The sequence below is a fragment of the Pseudoalteromonas sp. B160 genome, from assembly GCF_037162485.1.
In the GTDB taxonomy this organism is placed as follows: Bacteria; Pseudomonadota; Gammaproteobacteria; order Enterobacterales; family Alteromonadaceae; genus Pseudoalteromonas; species Pseudoalteromonas rhizosphaerae.
In genome coordinates, this window is the sequence record NZ_JARLUX010000001.1 from 623,779 (window position 1) to 638,554 (window position 14,776).

The 14,776-nt window shown below is 38.7% G+C and carries 11 protein-coding genes, 5 tRNA genes and 1 pseudogene; 6 read left to right on the top strand and 11 right to left on the bottom strand.

Annotated elements, in window-relative coordinates; translation table 11 throughout:
• The first annotated feature begins 221 nt into the window (after positions 1-221).
• Entirely contained in the window at positions 222-410 is a 189-nt protein-coding gene (locus tag P4S61_RS02955) for a hypothetical protein (protein WP_337117742.1), read from the top strand.
• Between the two features lie 50 nt (positions 411-460).
• On the opposite strand, the gene P4S61_RS02960 is transcribed toward P4S61_RS02955, so the two are convergent.
• From P4S61_RS02960 to P4S61_RS02980, 5 genes are all read right to left on the bottom strand, one after another.
• Positions 461-537 (bottom strand) — tRNA-Pro (locus P4S61_RS02960).
• 70 nt (positions 538-607) lie between these two features.
• Positions 608-684, bottom strand: a tRNA-Pro gene (locus tag P4S61_RS02965).
• A 15-nt stretch (positions 685-699) separates the two neighbouring features.
• Positions 700-775, bottom strand: a tRNA-His gene (locus P4S61_RS02970).
• Between the two features lie 23 nt (positions 776-798).
• Positions 799-875, bottom strand: a tRNA-Arg gene (locus P4S61_RS02975).
• A 130-nt stretch (positions 876-1,005) separates the two neighbouring features.
• A tRNA-Pro gene (locus tag P4S61_RS02980) sits at positions 1,006-1,082 on the bottom strand.
• A gap of 348 nt (positions 1,083-1,430) precedes the next feature.
• Here P4S61_RS02980 and folD point away from each other — a divergent pair.
• Positions 1,431-2,285, top strand: a complete 855-nt coding sequence (gene folD, locus P4S61_RS02985) for a bifunctional methylenetetrahydrofolate dehydrogenase/methenyltetrahydrofolate cyclohydrolase FolD (RefSeq protein WP_145241470.1) — start codon at positions 1,431-1,433, stop codon at positions 2,283-2,285.
• Between the two features lie 66 nt (positions 2,286-2,351).
• On the opposite strand, the gene P4S61_RS02990 is transcribed toward folD, so the two are convergent.
• Both P4S61_RS02990 and cysS read right to left on the bottom strand, forming a co-directional pair.
• Positions 2,352-3,242, bottom strand: a complete 891-nt coding sequence (locus P4S61_RS02990) for a DMT family transporter (RefSeq protein WP_182820237.1) — start codon at positions 3,240-3,242, stop codon at positions 2,352-2,354.
• A 198-nt stretch (positions 3,243-3,440) separates the two neighbouring features.
• Positions 3,441-4,820: a cysteine--tRNA ligase gene (cysS, locus tag P4S61_RS02995; RefSeq protein ID WP_145241474.1), complete on the bottom strand. Its 1,380-nt coding sequence runs from the start codon at positions 4,818-4,820 to the stop codon at positions 3,441-3,443.
• A 150-nt stretch (positions 4,821-4,970) separates the two neighbouring features.
• Between cysS and P4S61_RS03000 the strand changes: the two genes are divergently transcribed.
• The 3 genes from P4S61_RS03000 to P4S61_RS03010 all read left to right on the top strand — a co-directional run bounded on the left by P4S61_RS03000 (position 4,971) and on the right by P4S61_RS03010 (position 7,121).
• Complete coding sequence (locus P4S61_RS03000; protein WP_337117744.1) at positions 4,971-5,462, top strand: peptidylprolyl isomerase; 492 nt, start codon at positions 4,971-4,973, stop codon at positions 5,460-5,462.
• An 89-nt stretch (positions 5,463-5,551) separates the two neighbouring features.
• Positions 5,552-6,295: a UDP-2,3-diacylglucosamine diphosphatase gene (locus P4S61_RS03005; protein ID WP_145241478.1), complete on the top strand. Its 744-nt coding sequence runs from the start codon at positions 5,552-5,554 to the stop codon at positions 6,293-6,295.
• A gap of 112 nt (positions 6,296-6,407) precedes the next feature.
• The gene (locus tag P4S61_RS03010; RefSeq protein ID WP_337117745.1) at positions 6,408-7,121 is read left to right on the top strand and encodes a substrate-binding periplasmic protein; all 714 of its coding nucleotides are present in this window, start codon (positions 6,408-6,410) and stop codon (positions 7,119-7,121) included.
• A gap of 48 nt (positions 7,122-7,169) precedes the next feature.
• On the opposite strand, the gene P4S61_RS03015 is transcribed toward P4S61_RS03010, so the two are convergent.
• From P4S61_RS03015 to miaE, 3 genes and pseudogenes are all read right to left on the bottom strand, one after another.
• Positions 7,170-9,089, bottom strand: coding sequence for a sensor histidine kinase (locus P4S61_RS03015; protein WP_145241482.1), 1,920 nt, complete (start codon positions 9,087-9,089; stop codon positions 7,170-7,172).
• Positions 9,082-11,305, bottom strand: a pseudogene (locus P4S61_RS03020) (EAL domain-containing protein). The gene P4S61_RS03015 and the pseudogene P4S61_RS03020 overlap by 8 nt, the downstream one beginning before the upstream one ends.
• A 199-nt stretch (positions 11,306-11,504) precedes the next feature.
• Complete coding sequence (gene miaE / locus P4S61_RS03030) at positions 11,505-12,275, bottom strand: tRNA isopentenyl-2-thiomethyl-A-37 hydroxylase MiaE (RefSeq protein WP_182732574.1); 771 nt, start codon at positions 12,273-12,275, stop codon at positions 11,505-11,507.
• 251 nt (positions 12,276-12,526) lie between these two features.
• Here miaE and P4S61_RS03035 point away from each other — a divergent pair, with 251 nt between their 5' ends.
• Positions 12,527-13,126, top strand: a complete 600-nt coding sequence (locus P4S61_RS03035) for a Yip1 family protein (protein WP_145241488.1) — start codon at positions 12,527-12,529, stop codon at positions 13,124-13,126.
• Between the two features lie 114 nt (positions 13,127-13,240).
• On the opposite strand, the gene purF is transcribed toward P4S61_RS03035, so the two are convergent.
• Positions 13,241-14,767 carry an amidophosphoribosyltransferase gene (purF, locus tag P4S61_RS03040; protein ID WP_145241490.1) on the bottom strand — a complete coding sequence of 509 codons (1,527 nt, stop codon included), beginning with the start codon at positions 14,765-14,767 and terminating at the stop codon, positions 13,241-13,243.
• Between the last annotated feature and the right edge of the window lie 9 nt (positions 14,768-14,776).

The following is a 14,776-nucleotide window of genomic DNA, read 5'->3' on the forward strand; positions in this document are numbered from 1 at the left end:
TGTTCGCCTTCCTTACAAACACGGTAATCACTATGCGTTTTGGCACGTTTAAAGTCATTTAAGCGACTTATCAACCCCATCTTCACTATAAGATACCAATGCTGCTCTGCCCTTCGGGCACTATGTTAAACAATAGACGCGGCATTATAACCTAATATTTATGATAGTCGAGTCTAGGGGGCAATTATTTGGTCAGATAGCGGATTAAGCAAGCATAGCGAATGAAAAGTAGGCGTTTTAGCTATCAGCTATCAGCTATCAGCTATCAGCTATCAGCTATCAGCTATCAGCTATCAGCTATCAGCTATCAGCTATCAGCTATCAGCTATCAGCTATCAGCTATCAGCTATCAGCTATCAGCTATCAGCTATCAGCTATCAGCTATCAGCTATCAAGAAGAGAATAAATGAAATTTTAAGTTAATAAATAATTTTTAGAATTTTTATAGATTTTAAGAAAGTGGTCGGCGATGCAGGATTTGAACCTGCGACCCCTTGGACCCAAACCAAGTGCGCTACCAAACTGCGCTAATCGCCGATATTGAAGTATTAAACTTCGTTTTCATTGAACACTCAAACTTTGTATTTGAGACCACTTTTTGAGAAAGTGGTCGGCGATGCAGGATTTGAACCTGCGACCCCTTGGACCCAAACCAAGTGCGCTACCAAACTGCGCTAATCGCCGATATTCTTTTGTAAATGGGGTGACTGATGGGGCTCGAACCCACGACAACCGGAATCACAATCCAGGGCTCTACCAACTGAGCTACAACCACCGCTATATTTACATGTTTTCAAATGGTGCACCCAGAAGGATTCGAACCTTCGACCGACGCCTTAGAAGGGCGTTGCTCTATCCAGCTGAGCTATGGGCGCATCGAAAACTTCATAGTTTACCAATAAGCCAATCTATTATAATAGAAAGTGGTCTGCTTTTCAGCATTTAACCTGTGACTGCATGGGACATACCCAAACCAATCACTACCATTCTTTATAATTGAGAAAGTGGTCGGCGATGCAGGATTTGAACCTGCGACCCCTTGGACCCAAACCAAGTGCGCTACCAAACTGCGCTAATCGCCGATGCTTACTATTGTTAGCGAGTGACCTCGTTGACAACGGGGTGCATAATAGTGATTTGACCGTGTCAGGTCAAACCTTTTTTTAAGAAAATAAATCAATCGGTCATTTTTAGTTCATAATGGTTAAATATTGTGAGGATCAACTAAAATTTCAACTGTTTTATATAATTAGCGGGTATATCAGAAAAGCAACTTGGCGCATTAGCGCTTTTCTGCGAAAATAGTAAGCATATTAAAAACGAATAATAAAGAACGTGTTCTTTATTAGCATTATATTACCCCTATTTCTGTATGCATTCGTTTTTAAAGTATCGGTATTAAGTTAACTAACCCCAATTAAAGGTCACCCATGACGGCAAACATCATCGATGGTAAGGCAATAGCTAAACAAGTACGCAGTGCAGTCGCACAAAGAGTAAGTGAACGTGTTGCAAACGGTTTGCGAGCACCTGGACTTGCAGTTGTACTTGTAGGGCAAGATCCTGCAAGCCAAGTTTATGTAGGTTCAAAACGTAAAGCCTGTGAAGAAGTTGGCTTTATTTCTAAATCATTTGATTTACCAGCAGATACAAACGAGCAAGCATTATTAGATTTAATTGATGAGCTCAATAACGATGCACAAGTTGATGGTATTTTAGTACAACTTCCTCTTCCCGCAGGTCTTGATGTTGAAAGAATCCTTGAACATATCACTCCACTCAAAGATGTTGACGGCTTTCATCCTTATAACATTGGCCGTTTAGCACAGCGTATGCCTGCTCTTCGCCCTTGTACGCCAAAAGGTATTATTACACTGCTTGATTCGACCGGTGTAAAATACAAAGGCATGCATGCAGTTGTTGTTGGCGCTTCAAATATTGTTGGTCGTCCTATGGCATTGGAACTATTACTTGCTGGTTGTACAACCACTGTGTGTCATAAATTTACGCAAGATTTAGAAACTCATGTACGCCGTGCTGATCTGTTAGTTGTGGCAGTTGGTAAACCTGAGTTTATTCCTGGGGATTGGGTTAAAGAAGGTGCAATTGTGATCGATGTAGGCATTAATCGTTTAGATAGCGGCAAATTAGTCGGTGACGTACAGTATGATATCGCTGAGCAAAAAGCACATTTCATCACGCCAGTACCTGGCGGCGTTGGCCCAATGACAGTAGCAAGCTTGATTGAAAATACTCTTGAGGCCTGTGAAAAATACCATAGCTAATTAGCCTCTAACGTCGCATCAAGAATTAACAAGGGTTGCTGTTTAGCAACCCTTTGTTGTTATTTGTTAGACTATTTTAGCTGAGCGCTGGCGCCGTGTTAGCTTTAACAATTGCGGCAGCACAGAGAAGAAAATCATTAAAACCATTATCGTATATTGCCAAACTTGATAGTGCTCACTTAGTAATACAACGGCGCAAATAATACCTGCGATCGGATTAGCAATCGTACCGAAAGTAAACTCAACCACCGTCATGCGGCCAAGTAACCAAACATACAAGATATACGCAAGCGCTGTATTTGGCACAATTAACCAAAATAATGCAAGCCACTGTATTGAACTGACACCATTAGCAAGTACTTGATATTGTTGTGGATCAAAGTAAATAGCTTGAGTCATTGCTACTAATGATAACAATGATCCGCCAATGATCAGCTGCCATGTTAATACCGTCCACCAATGAGTGTGGGTAGACATTTTTTGCACTAAAGTACTACCAACAACAATTGTTAACAACGCACCAATTAAAGCGAATACTCCTAAGGCATTAATCGTGACATGCTGGGGATCAAATAATCGCCAAGCCAAAATCACTAATATAAGTGCGCACACCGATTGCAAAAACGCTGGACGCTGCCTTTTAAAAACCCACGCATAAATCAACGCAACCACAGGCACAGAGACCATACCAACACCGGCAATTGCCGCTGGTAAATTAACCGCCATAATAAAAATAAAACTAAAAAACAGGGCAATATTAACCACAGCTAATAATACTAAACCGCGCCACTGTTTTGCTTTAGGCCATGATGGTTTAAGCACAAATAACAGTAAACCCGCAGGTAATGCTCGTAACGCGCCAAGTAATATTGGCGGCCAATCTGGGGTGGCATATTTAGTGACCGCATAGGTGGTGCCCCATAAAAAAGCAGGGATCATGGCAAGAAAAATATTCATTTCATTCCTTTCAAAATAACTAAGAAACGCAAAGGTAAAACCTAAGGTTAAGTTGAGGTCAAGCTAGAAAAAATAAAAAGGCTGCCAAATTGGCAACCCTTTGTAATACTTACTAATAAAATACTTACTAAAATAATACTTACTAAAATATGTCTTATTTAGCAATGCCTATTTGACTGGCACTAGTAAGGTAATTAATTACGCTTTACGCCATGTAGTTTTACCTGCAGAGTCTTCCAGTATCACCCCAAGTGCATTTAAAGCATCACGCGCTTCATCAGCCGCAGCCCAATCTTTACTCGCGCGCGCTTCATTACGCTTAACTATTAACGCTTCTATTTGGGCAACTTCGTCATCTGCTTGGCCACCTTGTAAAAATGCCTCTGGTGCTTGTTGAGCAACCCCTAAAACTTCCCCAAGACTGCGCAGAACAAATGCTAACTTACCCGCTTGCTCAGCATCAACGTCTTTTACACGGTTTAGCTCTTTGGCTAATTCAAATAACACCGGTAATGCTTCTGGTGTATTAAAGTCGTCATCCATTGCTTTTCTAAATTTAGCCACATGTTCATTTGTTGCTAAATCACAACTGATAGGCTCAACACCACGAAGTGCCGTATAAATACGCTCAAGCGACGAACGTGCTTGATCTAAGTTCTCTTGCGAGTAATTTAACTGGCTGCGGTAATGACCAGAAATTAAAAAATAACGAACCGATTCAGCATCATATTCTTTAAGTACATCACGAACAGTAAAGAAGTTGTCTAATGATTTTGACATCTTCTCTTTATTTACTTGTACCATACCCGTATGGATCCAGGTATTGACGTACTTGCCGTTATTTGCACAGCATGATTGCGCAATCTCATTTTCATGGTGTGGAAACTGTAAGTCTGAACCACCGCCATGAATATCAAAATGCTCACCTAAATGCTTTGAGCTCATTGCCGAACATTCAATATGCCAACCTGGACGACCTTCGCCCCACGGTGATATCCATGATGGTTCACCCGTTTTGGCTTTTTTCCATAACACAAAATCAAGTGGATCATCTTTATCTTGTGCTACTTCAACACGCGAACCGGCTTGTAGCATAGTTAAATCTTGCTGTGACAATGCACCGTATTGCTCAAACGTTGAGACGTCAAATAAAACATCGCCGTCGGCTGCAACATAGGCGTGGCCTTTAGTAACTAGTCGTTCAACCATTTCGATAATTTCGTCCATATGACCTGTGACTGTAGGTTCAATGTCTGGACGCAACATGTTTAGACTATCAAAATCTTCATGCATTGCTTTTGTCATACGCACAGTTAAGTCATTAATCGCTTCGCCATTTTCATTCGCACGCTTAATGATTTTGTCATCAACATCGGTGATATTGCGTACATACTTTAAATCATAACCAATGTGACGAAGATAACGTACGATCACGTCAAAGCTAACAAATGTGCGGGCATGACCAATGTGACAATAATCATAAATGGTGATACCACACACATACATGTCGATCTTGCCGTCGACCATAGGTTTAAATTGCTCTTTTTGACGCGTGAGTGTGTTGTATATATTTACCATTTATTTTAAGTCCTTGACTATTTACTTGAATCGCTATGTTAACACTTGAAAAGCCCCTGCTCTAGCGCTTTATCAATTGAATAAGCACTTTGTTAATCTTAGCTAACTAAGATAAAATAGCGGCAAATAAATCAGCTAATAGGAAACCACATGGTTGTTCTACACACAAATTTTGGTGATATCACCATTAACATGCTCAAAGAAGATGCGCCAAACACAGTTAAAAACTTTTTACAGTATGCTAACGCAGGCTTTTACGACGGCACTATTTTTCACCGTGTAATTGATGGTTTCATGGTACAAGGCGGTGGTTTTGAACCAGGTATGACACAAAAAGAAGTGCATGATCCTATTCAAAATGAAGCAAACAATGGCCTTTCTAATAAGATTGGTACACTTGCTATGGCACGTACTCCTGATCCACATTCAGCAACAGCACAGTTTTTCATTAACGTGAATAACAATGACTTCTTAAACTTCAACAGCGAAACATCTCAAGGCTGGGGTTACTGTGTATTTGCTGAAGTTGTTGAAGGCATGGACGTAGTAGAAAAAATTAAAGCCGTTGCTACAGGTAGCACAGGCTTTCATCAAGACGTACCTCTTGATGACGTTATCATCACAAGCGTAACTGTAAACTAATAGTACGCTTACCCACGTAACGTGGCGTTTTAGCGGGTATCTATGCTATACGTATATGCCCGCTTTATTTATTTTTAAAAGACTTACCTATGACTCGCCAAACCTACTTTATTGCCGACCTCCATTTAAGTGAAAATCGCCCAGATATCAGTGCAGCTTTTTATCAGTTTTTAAATACGCATATTATTAATAAGGATGTAGACGCGCTATATATACTTGGTGACTTTTTTGAAGTATGGGTTGGTGATGACTATGTAACTGCACTCTCAACTGAAGTTGCAAAGCATTTAAAAGTAGTGAGTGATAACGGCACCCCAGTATATTTTGTGCATGGCAATCGTGATTTCATTATGCGCGATAAATACGCCAAACAAGCAGGAATGACTTTATTACCCGAACAGCTGGTAATTGACTTATATGGCACTCCCACTGTCATTTTGCATGGCGATGAAATGTGCACACAAGATATTGAATATCAAAAGTTTCGTAAAAAAGGCCGCAGTTGGTGGTGGCCAAGATTAATGCTTGCTATGCCACTTTGGTATCGTCGTAAAGTTGCGCAAAATGCCAGAGAAAAATCAAAGCAAAATCAAACCGGTAAAGCGCTTGAAATATTAGATGTTACTGAACAAGCGGTACTAGCAACATTTGCAAAACACCAAGTAAAACATATGATCCATGGCCATACCCATCGCCCTAATGTGCATCATTATGAAGTAGATAAGCAAACACTCACTCGCACAGTGCTGGGTGATTGGTATACTCAAGGCTCTTATTTAGTTGTTACCGCACAGACACAAGAACTAGTGAGTGAACCATTCGCACAAATATAAAATATTGTCTACGCTTACGATATTGATAGTTTTTAGTACTGGTCGTAATGCTTAAATTATTTTTCATACTTATTTGTTTATTTTACGCAGGCCATACATACAGCCAAGATAAATGGCTTTTTGTTACCGAGCCTTTTCCCCGTATTTTTCAGAGCAACTGCCGCAACAAGGTTGGTTAGCTGATATTATTATTACTGCATTAGCAAGCCAAGATATTGAAGCTAGCATTGAGTTTACAACTTGGGCTCGTGCACTAAGATTACTTGAAAAAAATAAGCGAACAGCTCTTTTAGGGGCTTATTATAGCGCCGAGCGAGAAAAAACATTCCACTATTCACGACCATTAGCAAAGTCATTTACTGGATTATTTAAACGAAAAAGTAGCAAAATAAATTACGATGGCAGTTTAACGTCATTACAGCCATACAGCATAAGTAAAGGTAGTAATTATATAGTTAGCGAGGGTTTTAGTAGTGAACATAATTTAGCTATTACAGCGACTAATGACTTGATCAGCAGCTTACGCGTGTTACAGCTTGGCCGCGTTGATTTAGTAGCTGGTACCAAAGAAGTCGGTGAGTACTGGTTAAACAATCATCCACAATTACAAACAGGACAGTCAATCGTATATATCCCTCCTCATTTAGCGTCCCACTACCTATATATTATTTTTTCCAAATCTGCTGTGCAAAGTAAGCAACAATTAATACAATTAGAAAACGGTTTCAACACCATTGTAAATAATGGTGAGGCCGCACAAGTTCTCCTACGCCATGGCTTTTCAGAAGCTAAGACTGAGCAATACCTACAATTTTTAAAACGTTAAAACACAAATGCTTATATGACTATCACTCCAAGCAACGAATTCTGCATCTTAAGATAGTTTGGGTATAGTAATAGTAAACTCAGTTTTAAAGCGCTCTGTAGAGTGTGGATTGGACTGTAATTTAATTTCCCCCTGCAAAATGTGTGTAACCCATTGGTGCACCATATATAAGCCAAGCCCAGTATTGCCAATACCACGAGCTGAGGTGTAAAAAGGCTCAAAGATGTACTGTTGAGACTCTGCTTTAATCCCAACACCGCTATCTGAAATGGTTAATTTAATGGATTGACTAGCAGCTTGTGCTATTTTTATCTCAATTTCACCGACTTGATTTTTGGCAAACCCGTGGGTTAGTGCGTTCATTATCAGGTTTTCTAGCACTTGGGAAATAATTCCTGGTCGGCTTTTTATATCTTGGTCAGTATCAACTAAGGTTTTCACTTTTACGTTTGAGTTTTTTAATCTTGAATTAAGGGAGATCAGTAAATCTTCAGTTATTTTTCTTATATTACATGTGATGACATCATCATTATGACGGTCTATCGCCATTTTTTTAAAACTTTTAACTAATACCGCTGCCTTATTTAAATTAATTTTAGCTAACCCTAAATTTTCCTCAATGCTCTGTGTGCTTTTATCTAATTGCGATTTAGTTAATCCGGTTTTTATCGCGTCACTCAACTTATTAATAACCACATTCGCGTTAGATACTGAGATAATAGCACCGCCAATGGGTGTATTCATCTCATGAGCAACCCCCGCCACCAACAACCCTAAAGACGATAGTTTTCGAGCTTCGAGTAAGCTTGTTTGTAATTGCTGCTGCTGCCTTATAGTTAAATCGAGCTGTTTGTTGACGCTATCTAACTCTACTTTTTCACGCTGTAGTTTATAAGATAAAGTAATTAGTTGCTGTTGGAATAAATATTCACGGTAACTAAAACCAAAACCGCAAATACATAAAATAACACTACACAGAGCAGCATATTGAAAAGCAGTCATTTTTGCATTATACAGCAGCTCTTTAGGGCTACCGATAAGTATAATAATCTCTTTATCTGAATCTGCGGTTCTTTGTGTTGATTCACGTAGTGAAACAATAGAGAATCGCCTGAAAGTATATAAACTGTCATGAAAAATACGTGAGGTGCTTTGTACGTCATGTTCAATGATATGCTGCCAAAGCGCTGGAGAGTTATTTGCTAGCGAGTTATTAACTTGATTATACATAAACCCAAACTGTAATGCGGGATCCTTATTATACAACCAATAACCATCATGATTTAGAATATTTACTTGGGTGTTTTTTTCATCATATTGTCGAATATTACTAAATAAATAATCCAGATTAAAATTCACTACTAACAAGCCATCTATTAAATAATCACCACCTTGCGTTCTGTAAGTCACCCTAATTGTTGGCTCATGCGGGACAACAACTTTTCCACGCTCAATATTTAAATCAATTTCTGAAATAAATGTATTCGGTGGTGCAACTAACATCCCTTCTTTAAAGTAATAACGATTTTGCTTATTTTGTAATTGTGATACCTCAACAATTTCGCTTTTTTTATTGCTGAAATTAATTCTATAACGTTCTTTACCACTGCGTTCAAGCCAACGTATTTGTGAGATATTGGTTGATACAGAAGCAAAATTTAAAAAATAATCATTTATGAGCTTGTCGCTTTGTTGAGCGCTCAATGTATTTAAACCTGTATTACTTTTTAATACTTGGCCATTTGCTAACAGCTGAGTGAGTTTTTTAATACTGCTTAGCTCTTTAGATAAATCAGTACTCACAAGCACTAGTTTTTCATCTTGGCGCTCTTTTATTATGGTTACTTTTGACTGATAAACTTGCTCGTATACCAGCCAGCCAATTAATATCGCAACAAATAAAATGAACAGCGACTTTATGAGTACGCCTTTTTTGTCGCTATAAAATGAGTTACTTTTTTTAGTCATTTACATTATCAAACTGTGCTAACCAGATCAGTAAATCATCATAAAACAGCGGTTTTGAAAAAAGTAACCTTGGGCCATTTCACAACCAGCTTGTTTTAACCATTGCACCTCAAATTCGTTTTCAACACCCTCAGCAATAACTTTAAAATCAAATTGCTTTGCGAGACTGATGATCATTTTTATCATGTATTGATTATTTATATTATGCTCAAGGTTGCTGACAAAGTAGCGATCAATTTTTATCGCATTCGACGGTATTTCATTAATGTGTGCTAATGATGAATAACCCGTACCAAAGTCATCAATACTCACTTTAATACCCAATGCCATAAATCGTGATAAAGCCTCTTTAATAAAGTTGTAATTACTGATCGCTTGCGTTTCTGTCACTTCAAGTTCCAGCATCGAGGGGGATACTTTATATTCCTCAATCCGACTCTTGATAGACTCAAAGTAAGAAGGCTCGATCAAGTCATAAGATGATGCGTTAAATGCAATGGGTAAGTTTATGCCACAGCTTTTTAGTTGATTAATAGTTTGTAGTATTTTTTCAAAAATAACATTATCAAGCTCATTAATTAAACCAGCGGTTTCAGCAAGCTCTATAAACTCTTCAGGATTTACAAAGCTGCCATCAGCCAACTGCCATCTAGCTAGCGCTTCAAAACCAATTGGTTTTAATGTTTTCAAGCACATTTTTGGCTGTAAAGCGATACGCAATTCTTTGGTACTAATAGCCGTCCTAAGGTGCGCCATCAACTCATAACGCCTTGTTATTGCCACTGTCTTTTCATCAGTATGCAAAATAAACTTCGTTTGAGTTACTTGCATGTAATTTAAACTCGACTCTGCTAGGCTAATTACTTTTTCGGGAGTAATATTTGATGCGCAACTTAACTTTAACTCCAATACTCTTACGTCAATAAATTGCTTAACATTTTCAATTTCGTACTTTTGTTTATTATGAAAATGCGTAATATCATCGGCAATATCAAAATCAACATTGATGAGCATGCCAAAGCTACGATTACTAATAATCGCAATTCTGGGGTCATAGATTGAAAAAACATCTACAATACTTTTATGAACGAGTTTTATGATTTTTTTACAAAAATCGTAACCAAAGGTAAAAGCTTTTTCATCAAACTGGTAAATATCAAAAATAATCAAACGCATTTTTGATTGCTCATATACGTTCATATTTTTAATTTCGCGAGTTAACCAGTTTCTATTCTGTAAATTTAATGAAACATCAGTATAGGCAAGCTCGGTTAATCTATTTAATAATGAAATATTAGCAAACCCGCTACTTACGTTTTCACTAAATACTTTTAATAAATATTCATTTTCTTCACTAATTGGGTTATCTGATTTTACCAGGGTAATATAGTGAGTGCCTTCAGCAATGGTTGCTGGGAAGAAGAAGATACTATGCTGATTTGAAAAAACATGACGTTTTTCTTGAATAGCTAGCTGGAAGTCATCGTACATATCGGCCGGTAAATTGCCATCTACTTTTTGCCCTTTCATACCATTAAAGCAGCCGTTAGTAGTCAGAATTACAGCACCAGCATCTTTGTCTAGATTACTTGAGCAAAGGATGCCGCCTCCTCTGATATTTTTAAAATATTACTTAGCTCTTGCAGCACTGCAGCAGAGTATGAGCCCATATCATGTTTGCTATTAATGCTCCTTGATGCATCTAGCACAAGTTGCAAACCTTGTTTAGCGGCTTTTATTTGCGAAATATATTGCCAAGTTCGCATATTACTATTAACGATTGATTCAAGCTTTTGTGCAGAAATGTCAGACTTATTCCAGTACTCATCAATATCGAGCATTTTCATCACATCGGTTTCAGGGGCGAAACCGGGCTGCCCTGTTAGTAACACGATACGCATTTCAGCGTTGCCAATCACTTCTCTGATGGTATTAACCAAACGCAGTCCGGAATCATCTTCTTCCATAACCACATCGATAAAAACAAGTGCTATATCTGGGTGCATACTTAAAGCAAGCGCAGCTTCTGGTACTGAGTTGGCCGCTAATAACTCATATTTGTAGCCTTCTTTGGCCTTTAATTCTTTTAAGCTATTAATTAATGCGTGTTGATAATCGAGATCATCCTCAACAGTTAAAATTTTCCATACTTTAAGGTCGGTATTTACTAACTCTTCCTCAGCAGAAAATACAAATAATCCCTCATTCTCATCCATATATACCCACCAAAATAATAATAGCAATGGCCTTTCATTTACAATGCATTGCAAAGCAATAAAATAACTGATAAATAAAAATTTAACTTGCTCTAAATATTAGGTGAGAGTTTTTGATGTGTCTAATTTAAAAACACTTTTGATAATAAAGTATGTGCTACAGCATGATTTGAAAAGCTGTTGCACATGTTGGTGTTCGTTAAGCGCTTTTATTTACCGGCGTACCACTGTGAAACTTAAAATCGTCATCACAAGATGTAATTAACTGCGCTTCAATTTCACCAAACTCTTTAACCCGCTCGGTAATATCAAAACCAGCAATTTCTTGGGCAAGAGTTAAATAGTCTTGGTAATGGCGTGCCTCAGAGCGCAATAACGAAATATAAAAATCACCTAAACGCTTATCTACATGGGGTGCAAGCGCGGCAAAACGCTCGCACGAACGAGCTTCGATGTAAGCACCGACTATGAGCTTATCGACCAGTGCATCTGGCTCAAAAGTTTTTACATGTCTTAGCATACCCTTAGCATAACGACACGGCGTAATACTTTGATACTCAATACCGTACTCATCCATGATCTCTAATACTTGATAAAAGTGGTGCAGCTCTTCTTTGATCAACATCACCATTTTATCAACCAAATCTTGCCCATAAGCTGAATCAGATTTTGGGATCACTGCTTTAGTCAGTTTGTTTTTAGCCGCAAGATCGCGCCAATTCCCTTCACGTTTGTATATCAGCGTTTCAAACGGCTTTAGCCACTCAAGCAAGGCATCGCTGCTTTGTTTATCCACAGCATATTTACGAATTAAAAACATCGCAGATTGCGCGGCTTTAAGCTCACAGATGAGATGATCAATTAAAATAACCGCTAGGTTTTCTTTTTTAGTGGCTTCATCAATCCACCCTAAAGGGGTTTCACAACGTAAAAATTGCTTAATCGGTTCTAAAAGTTTGCTATGTGGCACGAAGGGAGTTGCTCATTAGTATCTATCATTAAGAAAATGATTTTATCATGAAAAATGACTGATAATAAAACAAAGCTGGGGGTTTGATTAATTAAATAACCCGAACTCTAGTTAAATATATCCCCGCTGATTTTTTTGCTTTCGTCTCTCATTGGTGTTTCTTGACAAGACCCCATTACTGAACCATAACTTAATACAAGCTGTATAAAAATAAAACAGCGAACTAATTCCTTTTCATGGGGCACACAATTATGATACTAAACCATCTTTGGGGCATATATGCCCATCCACTCGAAGAGTGGCAAACAATAGATAACCGCCACGAGAGCTTAACATATAGCCTATCACATATATTACTGATAGCGTTGTTTCCATCTGCAATGGGTTATTACTCATCGGTTTATTTAGGCTGGAGTATCGGGGCTGGTAATCCGGTATTTCTAACCCACGATAGTGCAATACTGATTGCTGCAGCTATGTATGGCGCTTTAATTGTGGGTGTGTTTGCGCTGGCTTATTTAGCACATTGGATGGCTGTTACTTTTGGTGCAGAACCAACCTTTACCCAAACCTTAGAACTTGCAGCGTATACTTCAACACCAGTATTTATGTCTGCACTAGCGGCATTTTGGCCAGAGCTATGGTTTGTTGTATGTGTGGGTTTGGTCGCTTTAGGCTATTCGGTCTACTTACTGTATACCGGTGTGCCCATTTTGATGCATATACCGCAAGAGCGTGGCTTTATTTACGCAAGCTCTGTGGTAACTTGCGGACTAATTTTACTGGTGATTATTTTAGCTGTCACCGCCATATTGTGGACCAACGGTATCGTAAGTCCAACCTTTACATGATACCTAGTTCAACGTTAGAAGCTGTAAAATGTAGTATAAAGTAGTGTTATTATTTTCTTTCCTTCGCAAAAAAGGAGCTAAATTTAGCTCCTTTTTTATTTCGCTAGGCAGAGATTAATCTGAGCCGTTTTCTTCTTGATTATGTAACTCTAAACCAGAAGACATGGCACTTTCACGACTACTTTTTGCCGAATCATTACGCAGCTGTTCAATACGATTCAAATAATTCTGATCGATACCACCGGTAATATATTGGCCATCAAATACTGATGTTTCAAATCGTGTAATTTCTGGGTTTTCCTGCGCTACGGCAGCAATCAAATCAGGTAACGATTGGAAAATCAAACCATCAGAGCCAATGCTTGCATTGATATCTTCAACTTCACGTCCATGGGCAATCAACTCAGCCGCAGATGGCATATCAATACCATACACGTTCGGAAAGCGAATTTCAGGTGCAGCAGAAGCAAAGTAAACGTTTTTAGCACCAGACTCACGCGCCATTTCAACAATTTGTGCTGAAGTAGTGCCACGTACAATCGAGTCATCAACTAGTAATACGTTTTTACCTTTAAACTCACGGTCAATTGCATTGAGCTTTTGACGTACTGACTTTTTACGCATTTCCTGACCAGGCATGATAAACGTACGGCCAATGTAACGGTTTTTAACAAACCCTTGGCGATATGGCAGATTAAGTACGCGGGCGATTTCCAATGCCACATCACATGATGTTTCTGGGATTGGAATAACAACATCAATATCTTTATCAGCCCATTCGCGAGCAATTTTTTCGCCAAGCTTAGTGCCCATATTTACACGTGTAGCGTAAACAGACATGCGATCGATATTTGAGTCTGGACGTGCAAAGTAAACAAATTCAAAGATACATGGCGAATAAGATACTTTATCTGCGCATGTTTGTGAGTAAAACTCACCGCCTTCAGTAACATATATCGCTTCACCAGGAGCGACATCACGCACAAATTCAAAACCATCAGTTTTTAACGCAACGCTTTCAGAGGCAAACATATACTCAGTGCCATTTGCAGTTTCACGTTTACCAAACACTAATGGACGAATACCATTTGGGTCACGAAACGCGATAATACCATGGCCAATTACCATAGCGATGGTGGCATAACCGCCTTGAACTTTATTTATAACTTCGGTGATACCGTTAAAAATATCTTCAGGGTCAAGATGTAGTTTATTTGGTTTACTTAATTCATGAGCCATGATGTTAAGTAAAATTTCAGAATCTGAGGTTGTGTTAACGTGGCGACGTGCTTCACAGAACAATTGCTCTTTAAGCTGCTCTGCATTGGTTAAGTTACCGTTGTGTGCTAAAGCAATACCGAACGGTGAGTTAACATAGAACGGCTGCGCTTCAGACGAGCTAGAAGAACCTGCTGTCGGATAGCGTACATGGCCGATACCAATAGTGCCTTGTAAACGCTTCATATGACGGGTGTGAAATACATCTTTCACTAAGCCATTTGCTTTGCGTAAACTAAAGGTGTTGTTTTCAATGGTAATGATGCCCGCGGCATCTTGGCCACGGTGTTGCAAAACAGTTAAGCCATCATAAATCGCCTGATTTACAGGAGATGTTCCGACTATTCCAACGATACCACACATGAAATTTTT

Excerpts from the sequence above, each read along its gene's own strand:
- P4S61_RS02955 (WP_337117742.1), top strand. The coding sequence starts at position 222 with ATGAAAAGTAGGCGTTTTAGCTATCAGCTATCAGCTATCAGCTATCAG.
- P4S61_RS03005 (WP_145241478.1), top strand. The coding sequence starts at position 5,552 with ATGACTCGCCAAACCTACTTTATTGCCGACCTCCATTTAAGTGAAAAT.
- P4S61_RS03010 (WP_337117745.1), top strand. The coding sequence starts at position 6,408 with ATGGCTTTTTGTTACCGAGCCTTTTCCCCGTATTTTTCAGAGCAACTG.
- P4S61_RS02990 (WP_182820237.1), bottom strand. The coding sequence starts at position 3,242 with ATGAATATTTTTCTTGCCATGATCCCTGCTTTTTTATGGGGCACCACC.
- P4S61_RS03000 (WP_337117744.1), top strand. The coding sequence starts at position 4,971 with ATGGTTGTTCTACACACAAATTTTGGTGATATCACCATTAACATGCTC.
- P4S61_RS03015 (WP_145241482.1), bottom strand. The coding sequence starts at position 9,089 with ATGACTAAAAAAAGTAACTCATTTTATAGCGACAAAAAAGGCGTACTC.
- P4S61_RS03035 (WP_145241488.1), top strand. The coding sequence starts at position 12,527 with ATGATACTAAACCATCTTTGGGGCATATATGCCCATCCACTCGAAGAG.
- purF (WP_145241490.1), bottom strand. The coding sequence starts at position 14,767 with ATGTGTGGTATCGTTGGAATAGTCGGAACATCTCCTGTAAATCAGGCG.
- folD (WP_145241470.1), top strand. The coding sequence starts at position 1,431 with ATGACGGCAAACATCATCGATGGTAAGGCAATAGCTAAACAAGTACGC.
- cysS (WP_145241474.1), bottom strand. The coding sequence starts at position 4,820 with ATGGTAAATATATACAACACACTCACGCGTCAAAAAGAGCAATTTAAA.